Here is a 22328-nt window from a genome sequence, read left to right as displayed (position 1 = left end):
TGCTGTCAAGTTCTGGCGGGTCACTGCGCGTCGTCAACCGCGACCGGCTGATGGAGCCGGACGCTCCCTGAGACGTCGCCGATCGCGTCGACGACGGTGTTGCTGATCTCGTCGGAGTAACCCAGCGCCCTGGCCAGGCCGAAGCTGGCGAGCGGCGCAGGCGCGTTGAGCGACGCGACGCCGAGTTCGCGGAGGTGGTCGACGTACAACACGACGTCTTTCATCATGAGCGCGTTCGTCAGGCCCCCTTTGAGGTAGTCGCCATGAATGATTTTGGGGAACCGGTTGAGAGTGGCGAAGTTGACTCCCGAACTCGCATTCAGCACGTCGAGCACGGTCGCGAGGTCGAGGTTCGCCTTCTTCGCCGCCACCATGACTTCGGCCGTGGCCGAAAGACTGATGGCATTGAGGAAGTTGTTCAGAAGCTTCGTGCTGTGCCCGGCGCCCGGTGCGCCCATGTGGAACACTTTCGTCGCGAAGTGAGCAAGCACCGGCTGCACGCGCTCGAGCGCGGCTGCTGAACCACCGACCATGAGAGTAAGTGTGCCGACCTCTGCGGCCGCGGCCCCGCCTGAAATCCCGGCGTCGAGATACTCGACACCGACCTCAGCGAGCCGCTCGTGGATCCGCTGCGTCGAACTCGGCGCGGCCGTGCTCAGGTCCACGATGATCATTCCGCGCCGCAACGCCGGGATGAAGTCGGGGTCGCCGAGAACGACCTTCTCGACGACGCGACTGTCGGGAAGCGACAGGAAAACGATGTCAGTCGACTCGAGGACGGCCCTGCCTGATGCAGCCGGCACGGCTCCCGCATCGGTGACAGCTGCGCTGTTCATGTCGAAGCCGAGGACGTCGGTGCCACCGTCGACGATCCGACGCGTCATCCGCCCGCCCATGTTGCCGAGTCCGATGAACCCGATGCGGTCGTTCATGTCATGCTCTCCTCTGATGTGGCGTTCCGATGGTCGCCGCGATGCCCGCGAGGGGCCCGTCCTCGACCCGCCGGAAACGATTGAGTGTGTCCGGATCGTGCCCCGAGACGAGATGCTGAACCCCGGACGCCATGAGGTCCCGGATCCGGTCGAATCCGGCGTACATCTGCGGCAGGTCGGCCACGAAGGCGAACGGTAGGTCGTCCTCGTACTCCTCGTAGTAATGCACCGCGTCGGATGCCACGAGCACATCACCGTCGGACGTCGCGACGCGCACGACCGACTGGCCGGGAGTGTGACCCCCGAGTTCGAGCAGTTCGACTCCCGGTGTCAGGTCCATCGCACCCGTAAATGTACGCACGCGGCCCTCGTCATGTGCTTTCCTCAGCGCATCGAGTTCCTCGCGCTCGGTGGACCAGCGGAACTGCGCACGCGCAGCCATCTCGCTGGTCCAGAAGTCGTACTCCGACTGCGATATCACGATATTCGCGTTGGGGAAGAGGGAGAGATTGCCGATGTGGTCGTAGTGGGCATGCGTGACGACGATGGTGTGATCACCGGACAGGTCGATGTCGAGTGCCTCGTAGATCGCGGGCAGGTCCTTGACGAAGGTTCGATTGCGATTCGCACCGCCGGCCGGGGAGAAGCCGGTGTCGACGAGAATCGTCCGCTCAGCATTCCTGAGGATCCAGACGAAGTAATCCATGCCGATCGGTCCGTCAGGTTGCCTGTAGATCTCGTAATTGAGGTAGACCTCCGAGCGGTGGCCCTGTCGCGTACCGTACTTAACGATGACGAGCTCGTATTCGTCGGCCATCACTGTCCCGGTGCGACCACAGGCCAGGTATGCCGCCGCTCGATCATCAGGTCGCGAAGCGAACGTGGCTTCTGCCCGGTGAACCGCTCGACGACATCCGTCACTTTCGCCATGTTTCCCGAGCGCACGAGCTGACCGAAAGTCACCATGCCGTCGCTGCACCACGGCACGGGGGAATGGGAGAAGTCTCCGGTCGCCTGGCGAGGAACGCCGAGTGCGTCCCACATCTCGTACATCTGCTCGTCGGTCAGATCGATGATCTCGATCGGGGCGCCACTCAGATCTGCGATCATGGTGCCCACCTCGCGATAGGTCAGCAGATCGGGACCGGTCACCTCATACGCGGTGTTGCGCTCGCCTTCGCCGAGGAGGACTTTCGCTGCGACGGCGGCCACATCGTCACGGGCAACGAAGGCGACTTGCCCGTCGCCGGTGTTTCCGATGCTGCGGCCCGAGGTCAGGGCGATGGCTGCCTGGTTCTCCGCCATGGCATCCGCGTACTGGTTGTTACGGAGGAAGGTCCATGACATGCCGCTCTCGATGATGAGCGACTCGGTGAACTTGTGGTCGGCGATCTCGAAGGAATTCACGTCCGACTTCTCGGCGCCGATGAAGGAGGTGTAGACGATGTGCTCGATACCCGCTGCTTGTGCCGCCGCAACGGCGTTGCGATGCTGGCGCTGGCGATTCGGTCCGGCCTCCATGGCGGAGACCATGAACAGGCGGGTTCCGCCCCGGAATGCCTCCGTGAGCGCCTGCACGTCGTCTTCGTAGTCGGCTTTGCGCGCATCGACCCCCCGGTCGCGCCACTGGGCAAGCCGTTCCTCGTTGCGGCTCGTGACGATGAGTTCGTCCGGTCCGACGTCAGCGAGCAGACGCTCGGCGGTTTTTCCGGCGACATAGCCGCCCACTCCGGTCACAATGATCATGTAGCTTCTCCTTTGAAACTCTTGCCGCTCTGGTTACAGCGCGTTCCTATGCTGTTCTGCGGATCGTATGATGTCAATACTGTATGACAATCCGTGGGTGCTTAGTCCCCGCGGAATGCGTTGAGAAGGTCCGCGTCGACTCCGGCGGTGTCCCAGAGCCCGGCGCCTCCGCCGTAGCGATTCGTGTTCTGAATGCTGGCGCCCCCGTCCACGGAGAGGATCTCGCCCGTGATGTAGGAAGCGTCATCGCTCAGCAGAAACGCCACCGCCGCAGCCACCTCGTCCGCCTCGCCGGCGCGCCGGAGAGGTGAGGTGCTGGCGCGCTTGCGCATGTCCTGCATGCCCGCCTCGCCGAATATCGGCGTGGGGACGATGCCGGGAGCGACCGCGTTGACGCGCACGCCGATGGGACCCCCGTATACCGCGGCGCCGTGCACGAGCCCGACGACCCCGTGCTTCGACGTCGTGTAAGCGAGCAGGTCCGCCGCTCCCCTGAGGCTGGCGATCGACGCCGTGACGACGATGGAACCTGGCGTTCCTCTCGCCACGAAATGCCGCATGGCGCTCCGGACGCCGAGGAACGGCCCCCGGAGGTTGACGCCCATGACGGCATCCCACTCGTCCACCGACGCCTCGGTGAGCTGCTGTCCTGGCTTGCCTGCGATGCCGGCGTTCAGATGGTGCAGGTCGACGGATCCGAATTCAGAGATCGCGGCGTCCATGTAACTCTCGACACCTGATTCGGTGGAGACATCGGCGCCGATGCCGATCGCCGGCCCCGGAAGGGCCTCAGCCGCTGCCCGGGCACGGTCTTCGTCAAGGTCGACGACGACCAGCCTCGCCCCGGCCCTGGAGAGGGTCTGCACGACGGCCGATCCGATGCCACCGGTCCCCCCGGTGACAACCGCTACTTTCCCGTCGATTCCCGTGTACGTCATTGTTCCACCCTTCGTTTTACCGCGGCGAGCCAGCCCCACGCGCCTTCGCTTCGGGGTAGACTGGAATAAGAATTGTCGGACAGTATTACACACATTCGACCGCAGGGGCGACTCGGCCAGCACAAGCGCGTGAGTCGACCTCCCACCGGGGAGGGCCTCGGTGCGGCACTAAGATCGGTTCCATTCGAGCAGTAAGGATTGACAATGACGACAACCAACACTCTCGCCGGCGCGTGGGCGAGCGATCCGATGGAGCGCGTAGCCGCACCGCTGCGCGAACAGGTCATCACTGCGCTCCGTACAGCAATCTTAAACTTCCAGCTGCGGCCGGGACAGCGGCTCGTGGAGCGCGAACTCATCGAGCAACTGGGGGTTTCGCGCACGACCGTGCGCGAGGCACTTCGCGAACTCACGAGCGAAGGCCTGGTGACCGTCGTGCCCCAGCGCGGCGCTGTAGTGAGCGCGCCTTCGCTTGCGGAGGCGGAGGATCTCTACGAGATCCGCGCCGTGCTCGAATCGATCCTCGTCGAGCGCTTCGTGCTGCGTGCGACCGACGCCCAGATCGACCGCCTGGGCGACGCCGTGGAGCACTTCGCTGAGACGAGCGCACGCTCGAAAGACATCCGGGTCGTCCTCGATTCGAAGGACGTGCTGTACGAGGTTCTCATCGAAGGCGCGGCAAGCCCGGCCCTCAAAAACATCATCGAAGGAATCCAGGCTCGCGTTCGGATCCTCAGGGCGACGAGCATGGGGGAGCCCGGTCGCGCCGAGGTAGCCGCAGCAGAGCTGCGGCTCATGGTCGCAGCAGCCCGCGAGCGGGACGCCGCTGAGGCAGCCCGCCTGTGTGCACTGCACGTTCGGAACGCGGCGCAGACGGCACTCAAGAACCTTCGTGAAGCGGAAGGCTCCGACGCACCGGAGTAGATGTCCAACTCCGGTATTCGACTTGACCCAGCCGTCAGATCATAATACTGTCCGACAAACACATGATTCGTATCTCAACGGAGAGGAATACATCATGATTGTCCACACACAGCACCGCCGGAGATCAACCCGAACCCTTCTGGCCGGAGCAGCGCTCACCTTCACGGTACTGCTGACAGGCTGCGGCTCAGGGGCGGGAGCCGAGCCCGACGCCGCTAAAGAACTCGAGGGCGGCGATCCGTCGGCCCCTGAGGTCAGCGAAGTCAAACTCGCGGGCATCAAGGGTCCTGGCACCATCCCGCTGCAGGTTGCAGCAGACAACGGAACAATCGAGGACCTCACGATCTCCCCGTTCTTCGTCGACAACAGCGGCATCGCGGTGACGTCGGTGATCTCCGGTGATGCCGCAGCAGCAAATACAAGCTATTTCGGTGTCATCGACGCGATCAACGAGGGGCTCGACCTCGTCGTCATCGCGGAAGGATGGGCGAGCACGCCGAAGACCAGTTCCCTCGAGGCCCTGCCCGCGTCGGGAATCGAGGGTCTCGAAGACCTGGAGGGCAAGACCGTCAACGTCATCTCGCTGACGAGCAGCCACGCCATCAAGCTCCGCGACGCCATGCTGGCGGAAGACCTCGACCCCGACGCCGTCGACTGGGTGGAGCTGCCGTACGGCGAAGTGGCCGCAGCACTCGAGCAGGGCACGGTTGACGCCTCCAGCGCGGTCGGGCCCACGCTGGCCGCGGTACGCGGCCTGGGCAGCGCCCCCGTCTTCGACTACGGCGACGAGCCGTATGAAGGCATGGCCGAGTCCGGCTGGGTGGCCTCGCGGTCCTTCGTGGAGAAGAACCCCAACACGATCGCCGCGATCCAGTGCGAGATCTTCGCGGCGCAGGGTGCGCTCGTCGAGGACCGGGCGTTCTTCGAGGAGCAGTTCACCGCGTTCCTCGGAGCGCCGCCCGCCGTCGCTGCCCAGGAAGTCATGCTCGACTACCAGACCGAGAACCGGGAGTCGGAGATTCAGCGGAATGCCGACATCTACTTCTCGAGCGGTCGGCTCACGGAAGAGTTCGACTTTTCCGAGTTCGTGATCCCGGCACCCGAGAGCTGCTGACCCCGCGGACCGGGGTGTTCCTGCGGCTCCGCAGGAACACCCCGGTCTCCTTTCCACACACTCGCCACACTCACTCAAGGAGCCGAGCTTGGCCATCGCCACACCCGCCCGCCCCAGGCCGACGTCCCCGCCCACAGGGCCGGCGCGCTCCCGCCCGAAGGGTCGAAACACAGCCATCTGGCGCGGAATCGGCGGGGTCCTCGGTCTCGCCCTGATCCTCGAGGTGGTGTCGAGGGCCGGGATCGTCAGTTCCGCCTTCCTCCCGCCCTTCTCCGCGGTCATCACCGAGGCCGTTCTCCTGTGGGGGGATCCGGTCTTCCGCACGGATGTCCTCGCCACCCTCCTCACCTACGTCTTGGGCATGCTGATCTCGATCGCGATCGCGATCCCACTCGGCGTCCTCCTCGGCATGTCCCGCCCCGCCTACCGCGCGTCGCGGGCCATCGTCGAACTCATGCGGCCCATCCCTCCGGTCGCGCTCGTGCCCCTGGTGCTTCTCGTCCTCGGCGCAGGGATCGAGATGAAGCTCGTCATCGTCGTGTTCGCCGCGGTATGGCCGATCATGTTCAACACCCTCTACGGCGTGCACGACGTGGATCCCGCTACGAAAGAGATGGCACGCAGCTTCGGCGTCGGCCGTTCGGGCGTGGTCCGGCGAATCGTGGTGCCGTCTGCTGCCCCGTTCGTCATGACCGGCATCCGGATCGCCTCATCGATCGCGCTCATTGTGATCATCACGGTGGAACTCATCGCGGGTGGCGCCGCCGGGATCGGCGCCTTCATCTCCCGGGAACGCGCGTACGGCGATTCGGAGTCCTACCTTGCGGTGCTGGCTGCGACGCTCACCGCCGGCCTTCTCGGGCTCCTCATCAACCTGGTCATCGGGTGGGTCGAGCGACGCTACTTCGGCTGGGAAGCCACCACCCGAGGGAGTATCTGATGCCCACGCCAACACGATCGCTTGAGACCCACGGCATCCCGATCGCACGACGACCACGTCGAAGCAGGAAGGCGCTCATCAGCCTCGGCTACTTCGTCATTCCGCTCGTCGTGCTCGTCTCGCTCTGGCAGCTCGCGACCACCCTCAACCCGTCACCGTTTTTCCCCCCGCCGCTCGCGATCGCCGAAAACCTGTGGAAGCTCCTCTTCGGCGGCGACGCCCTCGTCACGGAACTCTTCTTCACCGACTTCCTCACCACGGTCGGCCGGATGCTCGCAGGCTTCGCCATCGGCACAGCGTGGGGCATCGTGGTGGGCACCATCATGGGCCGCAGCCGGGCTGCACGGGAGACCGTCACCCCCATCGTCGAACTCCTGCGGTCGATCCCCGCGACGGCGACGCTCCCGCTCTTCATCATCCTGCTCGGCGGCGGCGACGACATGCGAGTCGTCTTCATCGCCTACGGGGTCTCGTGGTTCGTGCTCATCAACACCGCCGCCGGCGTCGGGTCGATCCACAAGACGATGCTCGACCTCGGGCAGGTCTTCAAGGTCTCGAGGACTCGGCAGCTTTTCACGATCGTGCTCCCTGCCGCGATGCCGAAAATTTTCGCCGGCATCCGCATTGCGAGCACCGCCGCCCTTCTGCTTGCGATCGTGTCGGAGTTCATCCTCGCGACCAACGGGATCGGATTCCAGCTCATCCAGGCGCAGGGGCGCTTCCAACTGCTCACCATGTGGTCCTGGATGCTCGCCCTCGCGATCCTCGGCCTTCTCATCAACTCACTGCTCGACTACGTCGAGGGGCGTGTGCTCTCCTGGCACAAGCTCTCTCGCGCACGAATCTGAGAAACGGTATCGACATGACCGACGTACAGCCGAAATCGACCCACGCCGTCCCCGGGGACCCCGGCGCCCTCGTTGTGGTCGACAACGTCTCCCACACCTACGGCAGCGGCTCCACCGCCCACAACGCCATCCGGAACCTTGCCTTCTCGGTACAGCCCCGCGAGTTCGTGTCCATCGTGGGGCCCTCCGGAGCCGGCAAAACAACGCTGTTGCGCACGTTGGCCGGCCTCCTCAGCCCGAGCTCCGGCGGTGTGTGGGTCGAAGGGAAGCGGATCTCGGGCGTTCCTGACGACATGGCCATGGTCTTCCAGGACTACAGCCGCTCCCTTCTGCCGTGGCTTTCGGTGGAGAAGAATGTCGCGTTTCCGCTCGGCGGCTCGAAGCACTCAACGGCGGAACGCCACGAGATCGTTCGCGAATCCCTGGAGGCGGTCGGCCTCGACGGCTTCGGCAAGCGCTACCCGTGGCAGCTCTCCGGCGGGATGCAGCAGCGGGTGGCGATCGCCCGAGCACTTGCCTATCGGCCGAAGCTGCTGCTCATGGACGAGCCGTTCGCGTCAGTCGACGCCCAGACCCGGGAGGGTCTCGAGGACCTCGTACTGCAGATCCGCGACCGCTACGACATGACGATCCTCTTCGTCACCCATGACATCGACGAGAGCGTCTACCTCGCCAATCGCGTGCTTGTTCTCTCCCGCCCGCCGGCTCACATCGTCGAGGACCTTCGCATCGAGCTGCCGGAGCCGCGGGACCAGATCACCACCCGCGAGAACCCGGACTTCGTGCACCTGCGGAGCCGCGTCGCCCGCCTGGTGCACGGCGGAACACCCGAGGGCTGATCCTGACCATGCCGACGTTCGAGACGCGGGCGGCCGTACTCACCCAGTTCGACAGCCCGTTCGCCGTCGGGCCCGTTCAGCTCCGCGCGCCGGACGCCAACCAGCTTCTTGTTCGCACCAGCGCCGCGCCGTTCTGCTCCACCGATTGGATGGGGTGGAAGGGCATGCGGCGCAAAACCCCTCCCGTCATCCTCGGCCATACCGCCGTCGGCCGGGTCGAGGCGGTCGGGTCAGCGGTCAGCGACCTCACCGTCGGCGATCGTGTGATCGTGTCAGGGACACCTCAGTGCGGGAGCTGCTTCTACTGCACCGCCGGACGGCCAGACCAGTGTTCAGTGCTGATGGACGGCAGCGACCCCGTGGTCGCCACCCTCCCGGACGGCAGGGAGGTGCGGGCGGCGGGCCGGGTCGGCGCCTATTCCGAACGCTTGCTCGTCGACCGCATTCAGGTGCACCGGCTGCCGGACTCGATCCCCGATTCAACAGCGAGCCTGGTCGGTTGCGGGATCACGACCGCCTTGGGCGCCGTCTTCACCATCGGTGAGGTGCAGCCGGGCCAGTCCGTCGCCATCCTCGGGCTCGGGCACCTCGGGCTCTGGGCCGTTCAGGGAGCCCGGCTGGCGGGGGCGGAGCGAATTATCGCCATCGACGGGCATCCGAAGCGCCGGGCCCTTGCGGCTGACCTCGGTGCGAGCGACGTGATCGACTCGTCGAGCGTCGATGCCGTGGCAGCAGTCCGTACCCTCACGAGCGATCGTGGAGCCGACGTCGTCATCGAGGCAGCCGGCCCCGGGCTGGCTACGCGACAGGCGGTGCTCATGGCACGCCGGGCGGGCACGGTCGTCCTCACCGGGGTCGCGGACGCCGCCACCGAAGTGGTTCTGCCGCAGCTCCAGCTCACGGTGCACGGCAAGCGGATCGTTGGCTGCCAGAACGGCCAGATCACACCCGACGTCGATATTCCGCGGTGGCTGGGCATGCTCGAGCGGGGCGAGCTTGACGCCTCAGCTTTCGTGACTCGGGAATACGGACTCGACGAGATCTCCGAGGTGCTCTCACGGTCGATGCTTCTCGAGGACGTCACCGGCGTGTTCACGTCGTTCTGACCCAGCGGCTATTTCCCCGCAGATTCCAGGGGGTCCCGGGACTTGGCAGCGAGACCTTCGGCCAGTTCGCTCATCACCGCGACCGCAACCGTGAGCCGTTCCTCATCCTGTGTCGACAGGCCGTCGAGTTGCTGAGCCCAGACGTGTCGGTAGCCGGCCAGGTTGTCGAGCGCCGCCTGGGTCGGATAGACGCGGACTTCGCGGCCGTCATCGACGGCGGAGACCTTCTTCGCGAGTCCCTTCTCCACCAAAGCAGCGATCCGTGTGCTGGTGTTGCTCTTGTGCTGACCGAAGGTGCGGGCGATCTCCGTCACCGTCGTGCCCGGCTCTTCCATGAGGATGCGCATGATGTCCGCCTCAGACCGGGTGACGTGAATGAGGCCCTCGCGCGGCACTGTGACCTCGCGCTGGAGGTACCGGAACGAATCGATGATGTGTTCGCCGAGCTGCCCCAGCAGGTCGGCGCGATTCGATGTCCCAGGCACCTGTGAAGTCTACCGCCGCGGCCGCACCCGCGCCTTGCGAAAGACGCCTGAAGCCCATATTGTTATAGTACGTATAAACACCTTGCATCGGCCAGGCCGACACCGCACCCGCAACGACGCGAAACCGGAGACCAACCCATGTCCCTGACACAGCAGACCTCGGCGACCGAGGCTCCCACAAGCGACGAACTCGTCGGCCGTGCCCGCGCCCTTCGTGAACGGCTTCGGGAGCTGCAACCGGAGCACGCGAAGCTGGGCACCTACTCGCCCGAGATCCACGAAGCGTTCACCGACGCTGGGCTCTACGACATCCTGAGGCCGAAAAAGTACGGCGGACTGGAACTGAGCCTCGAGGCCTACTTCCGCGTCGCCATCGAGATCTCTCGCGGCGACCCTGCGGTCGGCTGGTCGTGGGAACTCGGATCCAGCCACGCATACCAGTTCAGTTCGCACTTCCCCGAGCGCGCACAGGACGAGGCATTCGCGTCGGCGCCATTCGTCTCCGCTTCCCGGGCATTCCCTCAGAAGGCAGACGTCACCGAAGCCGACGGCGGCTACTGGCTGACGGGGCGCTGGGATTACAACTCAGGATGCACCTACAGTACGCATTTCATGCCCGTCGCACTGATCACGCAGGAGGACGGCAGCAAGAAGCCCTACATGTTCATCCTTCCTCGCAAGGACTTCACGATCATCGACGACTGGGGCGAGGGCCGCACCATCGGACTGCACGCCTCCAGCTCGAATTCGATCGAGATCGAGAATGCGTTCGTGCCCGCATACAACGTCGTTCCCTTTAACTTCAAGGACATCGAGTGGGGCACCGACGGCACGCCCGGCTACCAGCTCCATGAGAATCCGCTCTACCTCGGTCGCACCTCTTCGATCTTCATCGCCGGCCTCACACAGACCATGGTCGGAGCAGCTCTCGCCTCCATGGACGAATACGAGCGGCTCATGGAGCGCGGCTCCAGCTTCCCTCCCCGCGTCCCGCGTGCGGAGTCGCCGGAGTACCAACTCTGGTACGGCAAGGTGGTCTCGCTCGCCGAGGCGTCCCAGACGCTGCTGCTCGGAGCCATCCACGAGTTCGAGGAGCGCAATCAGGCCTGGGTCGACGGGGGTGCGGAGTTCACGACGGCTGACGATGTTCGAGTCCGCGGGCAGATCGTGCAGGCCGCCCGGCTCGCGCAGGAGGCCATCGAGGTCGCATTCTCCACTGCCGGTACGACGTCGGCCGGTCTCGCGGGCACGAAGCTGGGCAAGTATTACCTGGACGCCGCGATGTACCGCACGCACATCGGCGCACAGCACGACGTGCTGCTCGCCTCCCTCGGCCGCGTCCTGCTCGGGCAACCTCTCACGATGTAAAAGAGGAGGCCAGCCGGTCGCGTCGCGACGGGCTGGCCTCCTGACCGATTCATTCGCCTACGAAACGCGGGCAATCCAGTCCAGGATAGGAACGATGGCCTCGTCCGAGTTTCGCTCGAGCATCATCGCGTGACCGTTACCGCGTGGCCCTTCGTCGCCGAGGTTGAGCAATTCGGCTGACCCGCCGGCAGCGTTGACGTAGTTCACGACCTGCTCCTCCCACTCGGTGAAGGGAGACGTCTCACCCACCACGACGACGACGGGCAATCCCTGGAGGGACGGCAGGGAATACGCGCTCGGGTCCTCCTCGAGCGCGCTGGGGTGCTCGACGGTGGGCGAGTACTGGAGCGGAGCGGCGGCGAGGCCCCAGTCGAGGCGAACCCCCGGGCCGAATTCGAAGAACGGTGGGCCCATCGGTTCGATGGCGACATGCGCCTTGACGAGGTCAGGTCGCGCGTCCGCCGCCAGCCAGCCGGCCGGTCCGCCGGCGGAGTGCGTCACGAGAACGGCGGGCCCGGTACGGTCAAGAAGCCTCGCGATGCGGTCCTGGTCCAGGCGCTGCGACTCGGCGAGATCCTGCGGGAGGAATCCCATCCCGGCGATCAGCTGGTCGAGCCCCGGGTCCCCGATGCCACCGCCCCAGGCGGACTGGTCGTGGCCTGGGATGGGAGTGTCGAAAAGCCCGATGGCCATCTCGTAGCTGAACTGATCCCCCGGCGCGCCGACGACATCCGGATGCGCCCAGGAGCGCCCGTGTGCCGGCCGGTCCACCAGGTAGACGAGGTAGCCCGCATCGACGAAGAGGTCCGCCCATCCCGGCCGCCCGTCCGGCGTACCGCGCCAGTCGGTGAGTTGACCACCGCCGCCATGCACAAGGATGAGCGGATACGGTCGGGTGATCTCTTCTGGCGCCTCCCATTCAACGAACATGGGCGCTCGCTGGACCGTGCCCCGTGCACTCTCGACCCGTTCCCCAGCGATCCAGAAGTGACCGCGGCGAACGGCGCGCATGGGATAGTGCGCGAATTCCTCGGGTAGCGTTGCGGCCGCGCTCATGCGAGGCCGAGGCTCTCGCGCCCGATGAGCTGGAACGCGAAGTCCCGCAGCTGCGGGTTGCGGTGACCGGCGGCCTGGGCCATGTCGCGGAACACACGCTCGAAACGCTCGCCCTTCTTCGAGGCGGACGCGCCGATGGTGCGGTAGAGGTCCTTCTCGACGACCTCCCACGCCTGCAGCAGCACTTCGCGTCCGATGGCGCCCAGGATGTTGTCCTTGGCGGGCGTGAACGGCTCGACGCCCGCTACGTTGTCGCGCGCGGCATCCTGCCACATTTCCAGCGCCTTGAAAGTGGCAGCCTCACCGGTTGCAAGTTTGACGATCGCGCCACCGAAGTAGCGCAGGAAATCGGGGTCCTCGCTGCGCGGGCTGAAAGGCGGGACAGTCGTCTTGCGAGTCGTCATCAGCTCGGCGTACTCGTCGAGGGCGCCGTAGGCGCCGCCGAGACACAGTACGGCCAGCGCGAGGCCGAAGGAGCTCATGTGGCGGCCCGAGTACATGGAATTGCCGTACGCCGCCGATCCCGGGCTGTCGCCGACAAAGGCATAATCTATAAGGTTTGCGTCCTCCACCATGAAGCGGGACTCGAGCAGGGTGCCGTCGAAACGGATGCTGTTCGATCCGGAGGCGCTGAGGCCGATCATGTTGCCCCAGTCATCGATGATCTCGAAGGTGCTCTTGGGAGCGACATACAGGCCGAACCGCGGGCCACCGTTCTCGGCCTTGCCCGGCAGGATCGCCTGCCCGATGAAATAGCTCGAGTAGGGGATCCCTGAGCAGTAATTGACGACGCCGTTCATCTCCCAGCCCCCCTCGACCGGAGTTGCCTTGACGGTCGGGGCGTACATCGACGCTGCCTTGAAGTTGCCACCGTCGTAGACCTCTTCGTGGATCTCGGCGGGGAACCAGTTGGCGAACATGAGTGCATGGTTGGCCGAGAGGCAGAAGCACCAGGCGACTCCCATGTCAGCCCGCGCGATCTCCTGCACGACCTTGAAGAAGGTCACCGGAGGCACCTCGAGACCGCCGTGAGCGCGCGGGATGTACATTTTGTAGAACCCGGCCTGCTCGAACTTCTCGTGGATCGCCCGCGGGATGTGGGTGAGCTCTCCTGCCTCCTCAGAGCTCGCCACGATCTCATCGCGCATGTCCCGCGCCGCCTGAACGAGGCGGTCTTCGAGAGCGATCTCGTCCTCGCGTGTCCGCAGCGCGCTTACCGTGCGGGTGTCTGTCATGGTGTTCCCTTCGTCGTTGAAAAGGCTCCGAGGACTCGAGCGACTCTCATCCCTAAGTTCGTAAGTCCATCATACAATCTAACAATTCGCGAGTGTTCCCGGATTCCGAAATCCCCCGGCGAGGCGATCGCCCGATCAGGTGATGGCCCAGCCTCGGTCGACGTACAGGTTCACGGCCGACACGCCCCGGTTTCGCAGCAGGAACTGGGTGGCTCCCACAACATCCTCCATCGTGGCGAGTTGCCCGCCGGGAGTGCGCTTCTCGTACTGCTCAAGAACACCGTCCGGCTTCCCTGCCCAGAACGGACTGTCTCCGATGATCCCGGGGTGGAGCGCATTGACGCGAATCGGCGCCAGCTCGAGAGCGAGCGTGTTGACGAGACCTGTCACGCCACCGTTGATCGACGACACGGTCGTTGATCCGGGGTATGGCAGGTCCTTTGCGCGCCCGCCGAACAGCACGATGCCCGTGTCGACCGAGGGATCGAGCCGGTCGAGCAGCGTGTGGACCGTCTCGGCGTAGCCGACGAGCTTCAGGGTCACCAGCCGAACGGCACGCTGGATGTTGTAGTCCCGGATCGTGTTCTGGTCGCGCTCGATCGCCGCGAGCACGAGGCCGTGAATCTGGCCGACCGGCTTCAACTGCTCTGCGATGGTCTCCGGCTCCGAGATGTCGAGGGCGACCGCACTCGCCGTCGGGCCCAGCGATGCGGCGATCTCCTCGCTGCGTGCCTGGTCCCGCCCCGTGATGACGACACGGTCACCGCGCGCGATGCAGTCCCTCGCAATTTCCAACCCGATGCCTGATGTGCCGCCGATGACAATGATCGTCCGCTCGCTCAATGTTGCGTACCTTCCGGTGAGAATGTGCCTCGCGCCGCTGTCCGGACCAACCGGTGACCGAGGGATGGAAACAAAGTAACACTGGACAACGTGTGCAGCATTGCTTAACCTGAGTCAAGTCTGCCGTCCCATCAAAAGTCAAGCACCGGTGGCGGCGCGCAGATGCAGGTGTACCCGAGTGAGACCCATCGCAAGTCAAGGAGGATAAGCGTCACATGCCCGACATCCAGAAGCCCAGGCCAGGCCAGCCCATCGTTTTTCGCAACGGAATCGTTCTCACCATGAACGACTCCCACACCGTCATCCCTGATGGCGACGTTCTTGTCATCGACGGCAAGATCGCCCAGGTCGGGCGCGACCTGCCGGCACCGGAGGGCGCGTTCGAGATCGACGCGAAGGGCGGAATCCTTCTCCCGGGCATGATCGACACGCATCGCCACATGTGGCAGACCGCGATGCGCGCTTACGGTTCGGACTGGACGCTCACGCAGTACTTCGTCTGGTACTACCTCGAGCACGGAATGAAGTTCCGGCCCGAAGACATCGAGGCGGGCAACCTCGTATCAGCACTCGATGCCGTCGAGTCCGGTGTGACGACAAGCGTCGACTGGTCACACGGGCTCCGCACGGTGGACCACGCCGAAGCAGCACTCGAGGCCCTGGCCAGCTCCCCCGGCCGGTTCGTGTTCGCCTACGGAAACCTCGCCGGTGCGCCGTGGGAGTGGACGCAGGATGCCGCCGTGCGGCGCGTGATCGAACGCGCGCGCGACGACTCACGACTCTTCGGCGCTCAACTCGCCTTCGACGTGCCCGGCGAGGAGGGGTTCCCTGAGCTCGCCGCGTTCCAGGCCGCCCGCGAACTCGGCGTGAAGGTCACCACCCACGCAGGAGTCTGGGGCGCGACGAACGATACGGGCATCCGCCTGATGTACGAGAACGGGGTGATGGACCCCGGCAATGTGTACGTGCACGCTGCCACCCTGAGCGACGAGTCGTACCAGATGATCGCCGCAACGGGCGGAACCGTTTCACTCTCGACCGAGAGCGAACAGACCTGCGGGCAGGGCTATCCGCCCGCTCACGCCCTGCGCAAGCACGGCATCCAGGCGTCCCTCTCGGTCGACACCAGCGTGTGGTTCAGTGCTGACATGTTCGCCTCGATGCGCTCGACGATCGGAGCAGACCGTTCGTTCGAACACATGCTCGCGCACCAGAAGGGCGACACGGTTACTCATGCGTCGCTCCGCGTCGAGGATGTCGTCGACTGGGCAACCCGCGGAGGCGCCAAGGCTCTCGGAAAATGGGACGAGGTCGGCAGCCTCGAGGCCGGCAAGTTGGCGGACATCGTCCTCATCAAGAATGACGACTCCCCCACCATGACCCCGATCATCAATCCCTACGGACATGTCGTCTACCAGAGCGGCCGGGGCGATGTTCACACCGTGCTCGTCGGAGGAGAAGCCGTCAAGTTCAACGGCAAGCTCGTCGCGGGCGACCTGCCCTCGGTGCGCACCAAGCTGGAGAACACCGTCGAGTACCTTCGCTCAGAAATGGGCGAAGAAACCTGGCACTCCGGAATGAACCCGGAGATTCCTGAGGTCGAGATTCTCACGAACCCGTACCAGTACCTCAAGGACACCACGCCTCACGCACACTGAGCGGTCTGAAAGCAGGAGCCACCAGTCCGTCGGGTACGCGGACGCCAAGGGCCGGTCGTCGAGAGACGGCCGGCCCTTGGCGCGTTCACCGGGTCGGATGGGCCGCCATGGGCTCAGGTCGCGAAGTCCACGAGGCGGGCCGCGAGGTACGGTGCCGTCCGGCTTTCCGGATGCTCCGCCACCGTCGCGGGGACACCGGCCGCCAGGATGCGCCCACCGGCGTTCCCACCCGATGGGCCCATGTCGATGACCCAGTCGGCTGCGGCCGCCACGCCCATATCGTGCTCAACGAGCACAACGGTGTTGCCTGAATCGACGAGCCGGTTGAGCTGGGCCATCAGCAGTCGCACGTCGGCCGGGTGCAGCCCGGTGGTCGGTTCGTCGAGCAGGTAGAGGGTGTGCCCCCGGCGCGCGCGCTGCAGTTCCGTGGCCAGCTTGATCCGCTGCGCCTCTCCGCCGGACAGCTCGGTGGCGGGCTGGCCGAGCCGCAGGTAACCGAGTCCCACGTCGCGCAGTGTCGTGAGGCTGCGTGCGGCCGCGGGAACGTCGGCGAGGAACGCCGCGGCGTCGTCGACGGTCATCCGGAGCACCTCGGCGATGTTCCGGTCGCGGTACCGGATCTCGAGCGTCTCCGCGTTGTAGCGCGCCCCGTCGCAGGCCGGGCACGGCGCATAGCTGCCCGGCAGAAACAGGAGTTCGACGGTGACGAATCCTTCGCCGAGGCACGTGTCGCAGCGACCGCCGGCCACGTTGAACGAGAACCGGCCGGCGTCGTAGCCGCGACCGGCAGCATCCGGAGTCGCCGCGAACGTGGCGCGAACGGCGTCGAACAGTCCGGTGTAGGTGGCGAGGTTCGAGCGGGGCGTGCGGCCGATCGGCCGCTGGTCGACCCGCACCAGGCGGTCGACCGAAGCAAGCCCGGTCATCCCCGCGACGGTGGCGGCCGGGAGCCCGGAAGCATCGTCGGCACCGGTTGCCTCACTCTCGCCGGTCGCCGCCGGCACGCTCCCCGCAGCGGAACCGCGGTCGTGCAACCCCGCCCGCACGGTGTCGGCCAGGACCCGGCTGACCAGCGTCGACTTGCCGGACCCTGACACCCCGGTCACGACGGTCAGCACGCCGAGGGGGACGGCCACGTCGAGGTCGCGGAGGTTGTGGAGGCTCACGCCGGTGAGCTCGAGCAGGTCCCCGACCGGCCGGGGAACCGGGCGCGCGGCGCGGCGCCCGTCGCGGGCAAGAAACGGCCGGGTGACGGAGGCTTCGACCTCGGCGAGTCCCGCCACCGGCCCGCTGTAGAGCACCCGTCCACCACTCGAACCGGCGCCCGGCCCGACGTCGACGAGCCAGTCCGCATGGCGGACGACGTCCATGTTGTGTTCGACGACGAAGACCGTGTTGCCCGACGCCTTGAGCTGTTCGAGCACGACGAGGAGCGGCTCCGCATCGGCGGGGTGCAGGCCCGCGGACGGCTCGTCGAGCACGTAGACCACGCCGAACAGCCCGGAGCGCAACTGGGTGGCGATGCGCAGCCGCTGCATCTCGCCCGGAGACAGCGTCGGGGTCTTGCGGGCGAGGCTGAGGTAGCCGAGCCCCAGGCCGCGAAGCACCTCGATGCGGGCGAGGAGATCAGCCGCGAGCGTGACGGCGACTTCGGTGACCTCGCCGGATGCCGCAGACGACACGGCGGCGGTCGCGGTGGCCAGCCGGGCAGTCGGCCGGAGGATGTCGGCGAGGTCGCTGAGCGGCATCCCATTGAGAGCGGCGATCGTGTGGCCGGCGAAGGTGACGGCGAGCGCCGCCCGGGTGTGGCCGCTGCCGCCGCACAGCTCGCACGGGCCGGTGTCGACGAACCGCAGCGCGCGCGTTCGAGCCGTCTCGCTCTTCGAGTCGGCGAGGGTATGGAGGATGTAGCTCTTTGCGCTCCAGAACCTCCCCTTGTACGGTTTCGCGACCCGGTCGCGCTGCGGCGTCACCTCAACGACCGGCTGTTCGTCGGTGGAAACGAGCCAGGACCGGGTGGCGCGAGGAAGGTCGCGCCACGGAAGATCGATGTCGTGGCCGAGTTCCGCGACGATATCGCGCAGGTTCTTTCCCTGCCATGCGCCGGGCCACGCGGTGATCGCTCCATCGCGGATGCTCAGCGACGCGTCGTGCACGGCCGACGACTCGGTCACCGTGTGGGCGATGCCGAGGCCGGAACAGCCCGGGCACGCGCCGATGGCCGTGTTCGACGAGAACGAATCGGACTCCAGTCGGGTGGCGCCGGCCGGGTAGGTGCCGGCGCGCGAGAACAGCATCCGCATCGAGTTCGACAGCGTGGTCAGTGTTCCCACCGTCGACCGGGAGCTCGGTGCGCCGCGACGCTGCTGCAGCGCGACAGCGGGAGGCAGCCCGGTGATCGCGTCGACGTGCGGCGTGTGGCCCTGGGCGATGAGCCGGCGGGCGTACGGCGCGACGGATTCGAGGAAGCGGCGCTGCGCTTCGGCGAAGATGGTGCCGAATGCCAGCGACGACTTGCCCGACCCGGACACCCCGGTAAAAGCGACGATGCTGCCACGCGGAACGTCGACGTCGACGTTCTTGAGGTTGTTTTCACGGGCTCCCCTCACCCGGACGAATCCGTCTCCAGGGGCTTCGAAGTGTACGGGGGCGGGGTCCTGCAGTGAAGTCGACACCATCCCCACCCTAGGTGCGGGACCTGAACACCGGAGGGGCGTTGCCTTCGCGGTGCTCGCTCTGAAAAACAATTCCGAAAATAACGTTTGGATAACTAGACGCCGTTACCTTTCCGTTATATATTCATAGAGCGTTAGTTGTTTGCTGTGGCAGCTACCGCGGAATGTGATTGCAGGACACTCTTGGTGCAAGGGGAAGGCCGGTCGTAAGCCTCTACGACCGGCCTTCAATCCGTTAACCGGCAACTCGACGCCGGGCCGCTAGCCTGTGAGGATGAGCTCCGAGAATTCGGACGCCGCGCCCCCGCCGCATCCTCCCCACATGTTCTCCCGCGCCACGCTGCTCGGCGTCGTCTGCTTCGCCGTCGGGCTGCTGGCCGTCGCCGGCGGTGTCGTTCTGACCGCCACGGGGTTAGTCACCGCCAGCCCGGTGAACATCTTGCTGGGATTACTCGTCGCGCTGGTCGGCATCGGCATCAACATCACCGGCCTGGTCCTGATCTACCGCGGCGTGACGCGCCCCGGTCAGGAGACGGGTATCAGGAACAGGAACCCCTAGGCTGAATGCTCAAGGAGGCCCCGATGACGGATCGTGAACTGGCGGTAACAGCGTGGGAGTCGCTGTTTCGTGCGCAGGTCGGCGTCATCCGGGTGCTCGCCGCCGAATTCCCCACCCGCACGATGTCGCTCAATGAGTACGACGTGCTGTTCAACCTGTCGCTCCAGCCGGGCAACCGTGCCCGGTTGCGCGACATCAACCAGCTCGTGTTGCTGAGCCAGCCCAGTGTCAGCCGCCTCATCGACCGGCTCGTCGCCCGCGGTCTCGTGTCGAAGCATCCGGATCCCACCGACAGACGCGGCACGATCGTAGCGATCACGGATGCCGGCTTCGCCCAGTACCGGGACGTCGCGCGGCTGCACATGGATGCCATCACGGAACTGATGGGCGCTGCGCTGAGCGATGACGAGCTCCGTCAGCTCGCCCACCTGACGTCGAAGCTGCGTCCGACCCACGAAGCGCACCCCGTTCCGGTCGCGGACTGAGCCCTCCCGCATCGACCCCCGGATAAGGAAGAAAGCGCCGGGCAAGGACGATCGGGCACTTTTCATCCTTACCTCGCGCCTATTTCCTTATGCCGTGCTGATGTTGTGCCCCGGCCCGGATCCGCACGCCGCTCCCGTCCAGGTCTGAGCACTCCCGCGTTCGACCCGGGGCAAGGAAGAAAGCGCCGGGCAAGGACGATCGGGCACTTTTCATCCTTACGTCGCGCCTTTTTCCTTATCTCCTGCTGACGCTTACGACACGAGGCGGGCGACCGCATGATGTGCCGAGGGCACGTGGCGCCAGCCACGTGAAAGGCGGCAGCCCTGACCCGGAAATCTGCGGGACGCGACGGCGATCCCCAGCCACCTCACCCCTGGACCGCTATGTCCGATTTCCGCTAGCCGACTGTGATCCGCTGTGTCAGGCTGAACGCATGGACTTCACCGAGCGGTACCGCGTCATCCAGGCGAAGGACTCCCGCTTCGACGGGCAGTTCATCACTGCGGTGCGCTCGACGGGCATCTACTGCCGCCCCTCGTGCCCGGCCCGGACGCCGAAGCCGGAGAACGTCACCTTCTACGCGACCAGCGCTGCCGCGCACGAAGCCGGCTACCGCGCGTGCAAACGCTGCCTGCCCGAAGCCGTACCGGGCACCCCGGCCTGGAACCTGCGCAACGACCTCGCCTCACGGGCGATGCGGCTGATCGGCGACGGCGTCGTCGAACGCGAGGGTGTACCCGGGCTGGCCGGCCGGCTCGGCTACTCATCGCGGCACCTGACCCGCGTGCTGCATGACGAGCTCGGGGCCGGTCCGCTCGCTCTGTCGCGGGCTCACCGGGCGCAGACGGCCAGGACGCTTCTCACCTCGACCGACCTGCCCGTCGCCGACATTGCTTTCGCGGCCGGGTTCGCGAGCATCCGCCAGTTCAACGACACCATCGCCGAAGTGTTCGAGCTCACGCCCGGGCAGATCCGGTCGAGAGGGTCGCGGCGATCCTCCGCACCGGGCTCCCTCTCGCTCTCCCTTCCGTTCCGGGCGCCGTTCGACGCCGCCGGGGTGTTCGGCTGGCTCGCCCCGCGCGCGGTGTCCGGCGTGGAGATCGCGGCGGCGGACTCCTACGCCCGCACCCTGCAGCTGCCGGGTGGCCCGGCCCGGTTCGAAGTGCGTTTCGACGGCAGCGCGCTGCGCCTGGATGCCGAGCTGACGCACCTCGGCGACCTTCCCGTGCTGACCTCGCGGGTGCGACGGTTGTTCGACCTCGACGCCGACCCCGTCGCCGTCGACACCGCCCTCAGCGCCGACCCGGCGCTGGCTCCGCGCGTTGCGGCGGTTCCCGGCATCCGTCTTCCCGGCGCCGTGGATGCCGAGGAGATGCTGTTCCGTGCCATCGTCGGTCAGCAGATCACGGTCGCTGCTGCGCGCACCCAGCTCAACCGGCTCGCTGCGGCCTGCAGCACCGACCTCGAGCCGTCGGGCGCCAGGCGCGAGCTCACCCGCCTGTTCCCCACCGCCGCCCAGATCGCCGCCACCGGCCGCGATGTGCTCGTCGGGCCGCGAGCGAAGATCGACACTGTGATGCGCGTGGCCGAGGCCCTCGCCGCCGGGGAACTCAGCCTCGGCCTCGGCGACGACCCGGCCGGACAACATGCCCGGCTGACCGCGATCGCAGGCATCGGCGACTGGACCGCCGGGTATGTCGGGATGCGCGTCCTCGGCAACCCGGACGTCTTCCTGCCCGGCGATGTCGCCGTCCGATCCGGAGCGCGCGCCCTCGGCCTGCCGGCCGATCCCCGGCCGCTCACCGTCTACGCCGCGGGGCTCTCGCCCTGGCGGTCTTACCTGTGCCTGCACCTCTGGCGCGCCGCCGGGTTGCCCCCCACGACTCTTCCGCCGGCCCAGCAGGCCCCGATCCCCCAGGAGATCCCATGACCACCCGCACAATGGCCACCCACGAGACAGTGGCCACCCCCGACGGTCCGTTCAGCATCGTGACCCGCGCCGACGGGGCCGTCCTCGCGTCGGGCTGGACGGCATCCGTCGACACCCTGCTCGCCCGGATCGCGCCGGACCTGCGCCCTGCGGCCCTCGAGCCCGGTCACTCCGCAGCGGCCGACGCCGTCTGCGCGTACTATGACGGCGACCTGGCGGCGATCGACGCCGTCCCGGTCGCCCAGCATGGCGGGGAGTTCCGGATGCGCGGATGGGCCGAGCTGCGTCGCATCCGCCCCGGCCACCCGCAGAGTTACACCGAGTTCGCTGCGGCGATCGGCAATCCGCGGGCGGTGCGGGCGGCGGCGAGCGTCTGTGCCACCAACGCGCCGGCCCTGTTCGTGCCGTGCCACCGGGTGCTCCGCACCGACGGCACCCTCGGCGGCTTCGCCTGGGGCGTCGACGTGAAGAAATCGCTACTTGCCCGGGAGGCCGCCGCCGCCTGATGGATGCCGCGGCAGCGACCACGGCATCGTTGCGCCGCCAAGAAAGGCCGCGTCTCGCCGCGAGAACTCCAGCCGTTTTGGCCACGCAGGTCGGAACAACCCTTTGTGACCGAGCGACGAGGGCGGCGGCGACACACGGC

General features: G+C 66.4%; 21 protein-coding genes. 12 read left to right on the top strand and 9 right to left on the bottom strand.

The features are described 5' to 3' along the window. Positions 1 to 20: 20 nt before the first annotated feature. From ABIE24_RS12400 to ABIE24_RS12385, 4 genes are all read right to left on the bottom strand, one after another. The gene (locus ABIE24_RS12400) at positions 21 to 932 is read right to left on the bottom strand and encodes an NAD(P)-dependent oxidoreductase (protein WP_354500103.1); all 912 of its coding nucleotides are present in this window, start codon (positions 930 to 932) and stop codon (positions 21 to 23) included. A 1-nt stretch (position 933) separates the two neighbouring features. Further along, positions 934 to 1749, bottom strand: coding sequence for an N-acyl homoserine lactonase family protein (locus ABIE24_RS12395; protein WP_354500101.1), 816 nt, complete (start codon positions 1747 to 1749; stop codon positions 934 to 936). Beyond that, entirely contained in the window at positions 1749 to 2678 is a 930-nt protein-coding gene (locus tag ABIE24_RS12390) for an NAD(P)H-binding protein (protein ID WP_354500099.1), read from the bottom strand. The genes ABIE24_RS12395 and ABIE24_RS12390 overlap by 1 nt, the downstream gene beginning before the upstream one ends. 101 nt (positions 2679 to 2779) lie before the next feature. Beyond that, on the bottom strand, positions 2780 to 3616 hold the full coding sequence (locus ABIE24_RS12385; protein WP_354500097.1) for an SDR family NAD(P)-dependent oxidoreductase: 837 nt from the start codon (positions 3614 to 3616) through the stop codon (positions 2780 to 2782). A 204-nt stretch (positions 3617 to 3820) separates the two neighbouring features. Between ABIE24_RS12385 and ABIE24_RS12380 the strand changes: the two genes are divergently transcribed. From ABIE24_RS12380 to ABIE24_RS12355, 6 genes are all read left to right on the top strand, one after another. Continuing rightward, positions 3821 to 4540: a GntR family transcriptional regulator gene (locus ABIE24_RS12380; protein ID WP_354500096.1), complete on the top strand. Its 720-nt coding sequence runs from the start codon at positions 3821 to 3823 to the stop codon at positions 4538 to 4540. Positions 4541 to 4634: 94 nt separating this feature from the next. Then, positions 4635 to 5654 (top strand): ABC transporter substrate-binding protein, encoded by a 1020-nt coding sequence (locus tag ABIE24_RS12375; RefSeq protein ID WP_354500094.1) that lies wholly within the window; start codon positions 4635 to 4637, stop codon positions 5652 to 5654. 88 nt (positions 5655 to 5742) lie between these two features. After that, positions 5743 to 6594, top strand: coding sequence for an ABC transporter permease (locus ABIE24_RS12370; RefSeq protein WP_354500092.1), 852 nt, complete (start codon positions 5743 to 5745; stop codon positions 6592 to 6594). Continuing rightward, positions 6594 to 7442 carry an ABC transporter permease gene (locus tag ABIE24_RS12365; protein WP_354500090.1) on the top strand — a complete coding sequence of 283 codons (849 nt, stop codon included), beginning with the start codon at positions 6594 to 6596 and terminating at the stop codon, positions 7440 to 7442. The genes ABIE24_RS12370 and ABIE24_RS12365 overlap by 1 nt, the downstream gene beginning before the upstream one ends. Positions 7443 to 7456: 14 nt before the next feature. Beyond that, positions 7457 to 8281 (top strand): ABC transporter ATP-binding protein, encoded by an 825-nt coding sequence (locus ABIE24_RS12360; RefSeq protein WP_354500088.1) that lies wholly within the window; start codon positions 7457 to 7459, stop codon positions 8279 to 8281. 8 nt (positions 8282 to 8289) lie between these two features. After that, positions 8290 to 9387, top strand: coding sequence for a zinc-binding dehydrogenase (locus ABIE24_RS12355; RefSeq protein ID WP_354500086.1), 1098 nt, complete (start codon positions 8290 to 8292; stop codon positions 9385 to 9387). Between the two features lie 8 nt (positions 9388 to 9395). Here the strand turns inward: ABIE24_RS12355 and ABIE24_RS12350 are convergent, their stop codons facing one another. Further along, positions 9396 to 9872, bottom strand: coding sequence for a MarR family winged helix-turn-helix transcriptional regulator (locus ABIE24_RS12350; RefSeq protein WP_354500084.1), 477 nt, complete (start codon positions 9870 to 9872; stop codon positions 9396 to 9398). 138 nt (positions 9873 to 10010) lie between these two features. Here ABIE24_RS12350 and ABIE24_RS12345 point away from each other — a divergent pair, with 138 nt between their 5' ends. Then, positions 10011 to 11240 carry an acyl-CoA dehydrogenase family protein gene (locus tag ABIE24_RS12345; protein ID WP_354500082.1) on the top strand — a complete coding sequence of 410 codons (1230 nt, stop codon included), beginning with the start codon at positions 10011 to 10013 and terminating at the stop codon, positions 11238 to 11240. A gap of 57 nt (positions 11241 to 11297) precedes the next feature. Here the strand turns inward: ABIE24_RS12345 and ABIE24_RS12340 are convergent, their stop codons facing one another. The 3 genes from ABIE24_RS12340 to ABIE24_RS12330 all read right to left on the bottom strand — a co-directional run bounded on the left by ABIE24_RS12340 (position 11298) and on the right by ABIE24_RS12330 (position 14374). Then, positions 11298 to 12170: an alpha/beta fold hydrolase gene (locus tag ABIE24_RS12340; RefSeq protein ID WP_354500080.1), complete on the bottom strand. Its 873-nt coding sequence runs from the start codon at positions 12168 to 12170 to the stop codon at positions 11298 to 11300. 122 nt (positions 12171 to 12292) lie between these two features. Continuing rightward, the gene (locus ABIE24_RS12335; RefSeq protein ID WP_354500078.1) at positions 12293 to 13531 is read right to left on the bottom strand and encodes an acyl-CoA dehydrogenase family protein; all 1239 of its coding nucleotides are present in this window, start codon (positions 13529 to 13531) and stop codon (positions 12293 to 12295) included. Between the two features lie 135 nt (positions 13532 to 13666). Continuing rightward, positions 13667 to 14374, bottom strand: a complete 708-nt coding sequence (locus tag ABIE24_RS12330; protein ID WP_354500076.1) for an SDR family NAD(P)-dependent oxidoreductase — start codon at positions 14372 to 14374, stop codon at positions 13667 to 13669. A gap of 215 nt (positions 14375 to 14589) precedes the next feature. Between ABIE24_RS12330 and ABIE24_RS12325 the strand changes: the two genes are divergently transcribed. Beyond that, positions 14590 to 16032 (top strand): amidohydrolase family protein, encoded by a 1443-nt coding sequence (locus ABIE24_RS12325; protein ID WP_354500074.1) that lies wholly within the window; start codon positions 14590 to 14592, stop codon positions 16030 to 16032. 113 nt (positions 16033 to 16145) lie between these two features. Here ABIE24_RS12325 and ABIE24_RS12320 read toward each other — a convergent pair whose 3' ends face one another. Further along, entirely contained in the window at positions 16146 to 18710 is a 2565-nt protein-coding gene (locus ABIE24_RS12320; RefSeq protein WP_502916278.1) for an excinuclease ABC subunit UvrA, read from the bottom strand. A gap of 271 nt (positions 18711 to 18981) precedes the next feature. Between ABIE24_RS12320 and ABIE24_RS12315 the strand changes: the two genes are divergently transcribed. From ABIE24_RS12315 to ABIE24_RS12300, 4 genes are all read left to right on the top strand, one after another. Then, complete coding sequence (locus ABIE24_RS12315) at positions 18982 to 19266, top strand: hypothetical protein (RefSeq protein ID WP_354500070.1); 285 nt, start codon at positions 18982 to 18984, stop codon at positions 19264 to 19266. A 23-nt stretch (positions 19267 to 19289) separates the two neighbouring features. After that, positions 19290 to 19751 (top strand): MarR family winged helix-turn-helix transcriptional regulator, encoded by a 462-nt coding sequence (locus ABIE24_RS12310; RefSeq protein WP_354500068.1) that lies wholly within the window; start codon positions 19290 to 19292, stop codon positions 19749 to 19751. A gap of 434 nt (positions 19752 to 20185) precedes the next feature. After that, positions 20186 to 21682, top strand: coding sequence for an AlkA N-terminal domain-containing protein (locus ABIE24_RS12305; protein ID WP_354500066.1), 1497 nt, complete (start codon positions 20186 to 20188; stop codon positions 21680 to 21682). Then, positions 21679 to 22188: a methylated-DNA--[protein]-cysteine S-methyltransferase gene (locus ABIE24_RS12300; RefSeq protein ID WP_354500064.1), complete on the top strand. Its 510-nt coding sequence runs from the start codon at positions 21679 to 21681 to the stop codon at positions 22186 to 22188. The genes ABIE24_RS12305 and ABIE24_RS12300 overlap by 4 nt, the downstream gene beginning before the upstream one ends. Positions 22189 to 22328: the final 140 nt, after the last annotated feature.

The sequence above is a fragment of the Mycetocola sp. 2940 genome, from assembly GCF_040548835.1.
In the GTDB taxonomy this organism is placed as follows: domain Bacteria; phylum Actinomycetota; class Actinomycetes; order Actinomycetales; family Microbacteriaceae; genus Mycetocola_A.
Note: the sequence above shows the minus strand (reverse complement) of the source record. Positions and strands in the feature narration are given on the sequence as shown.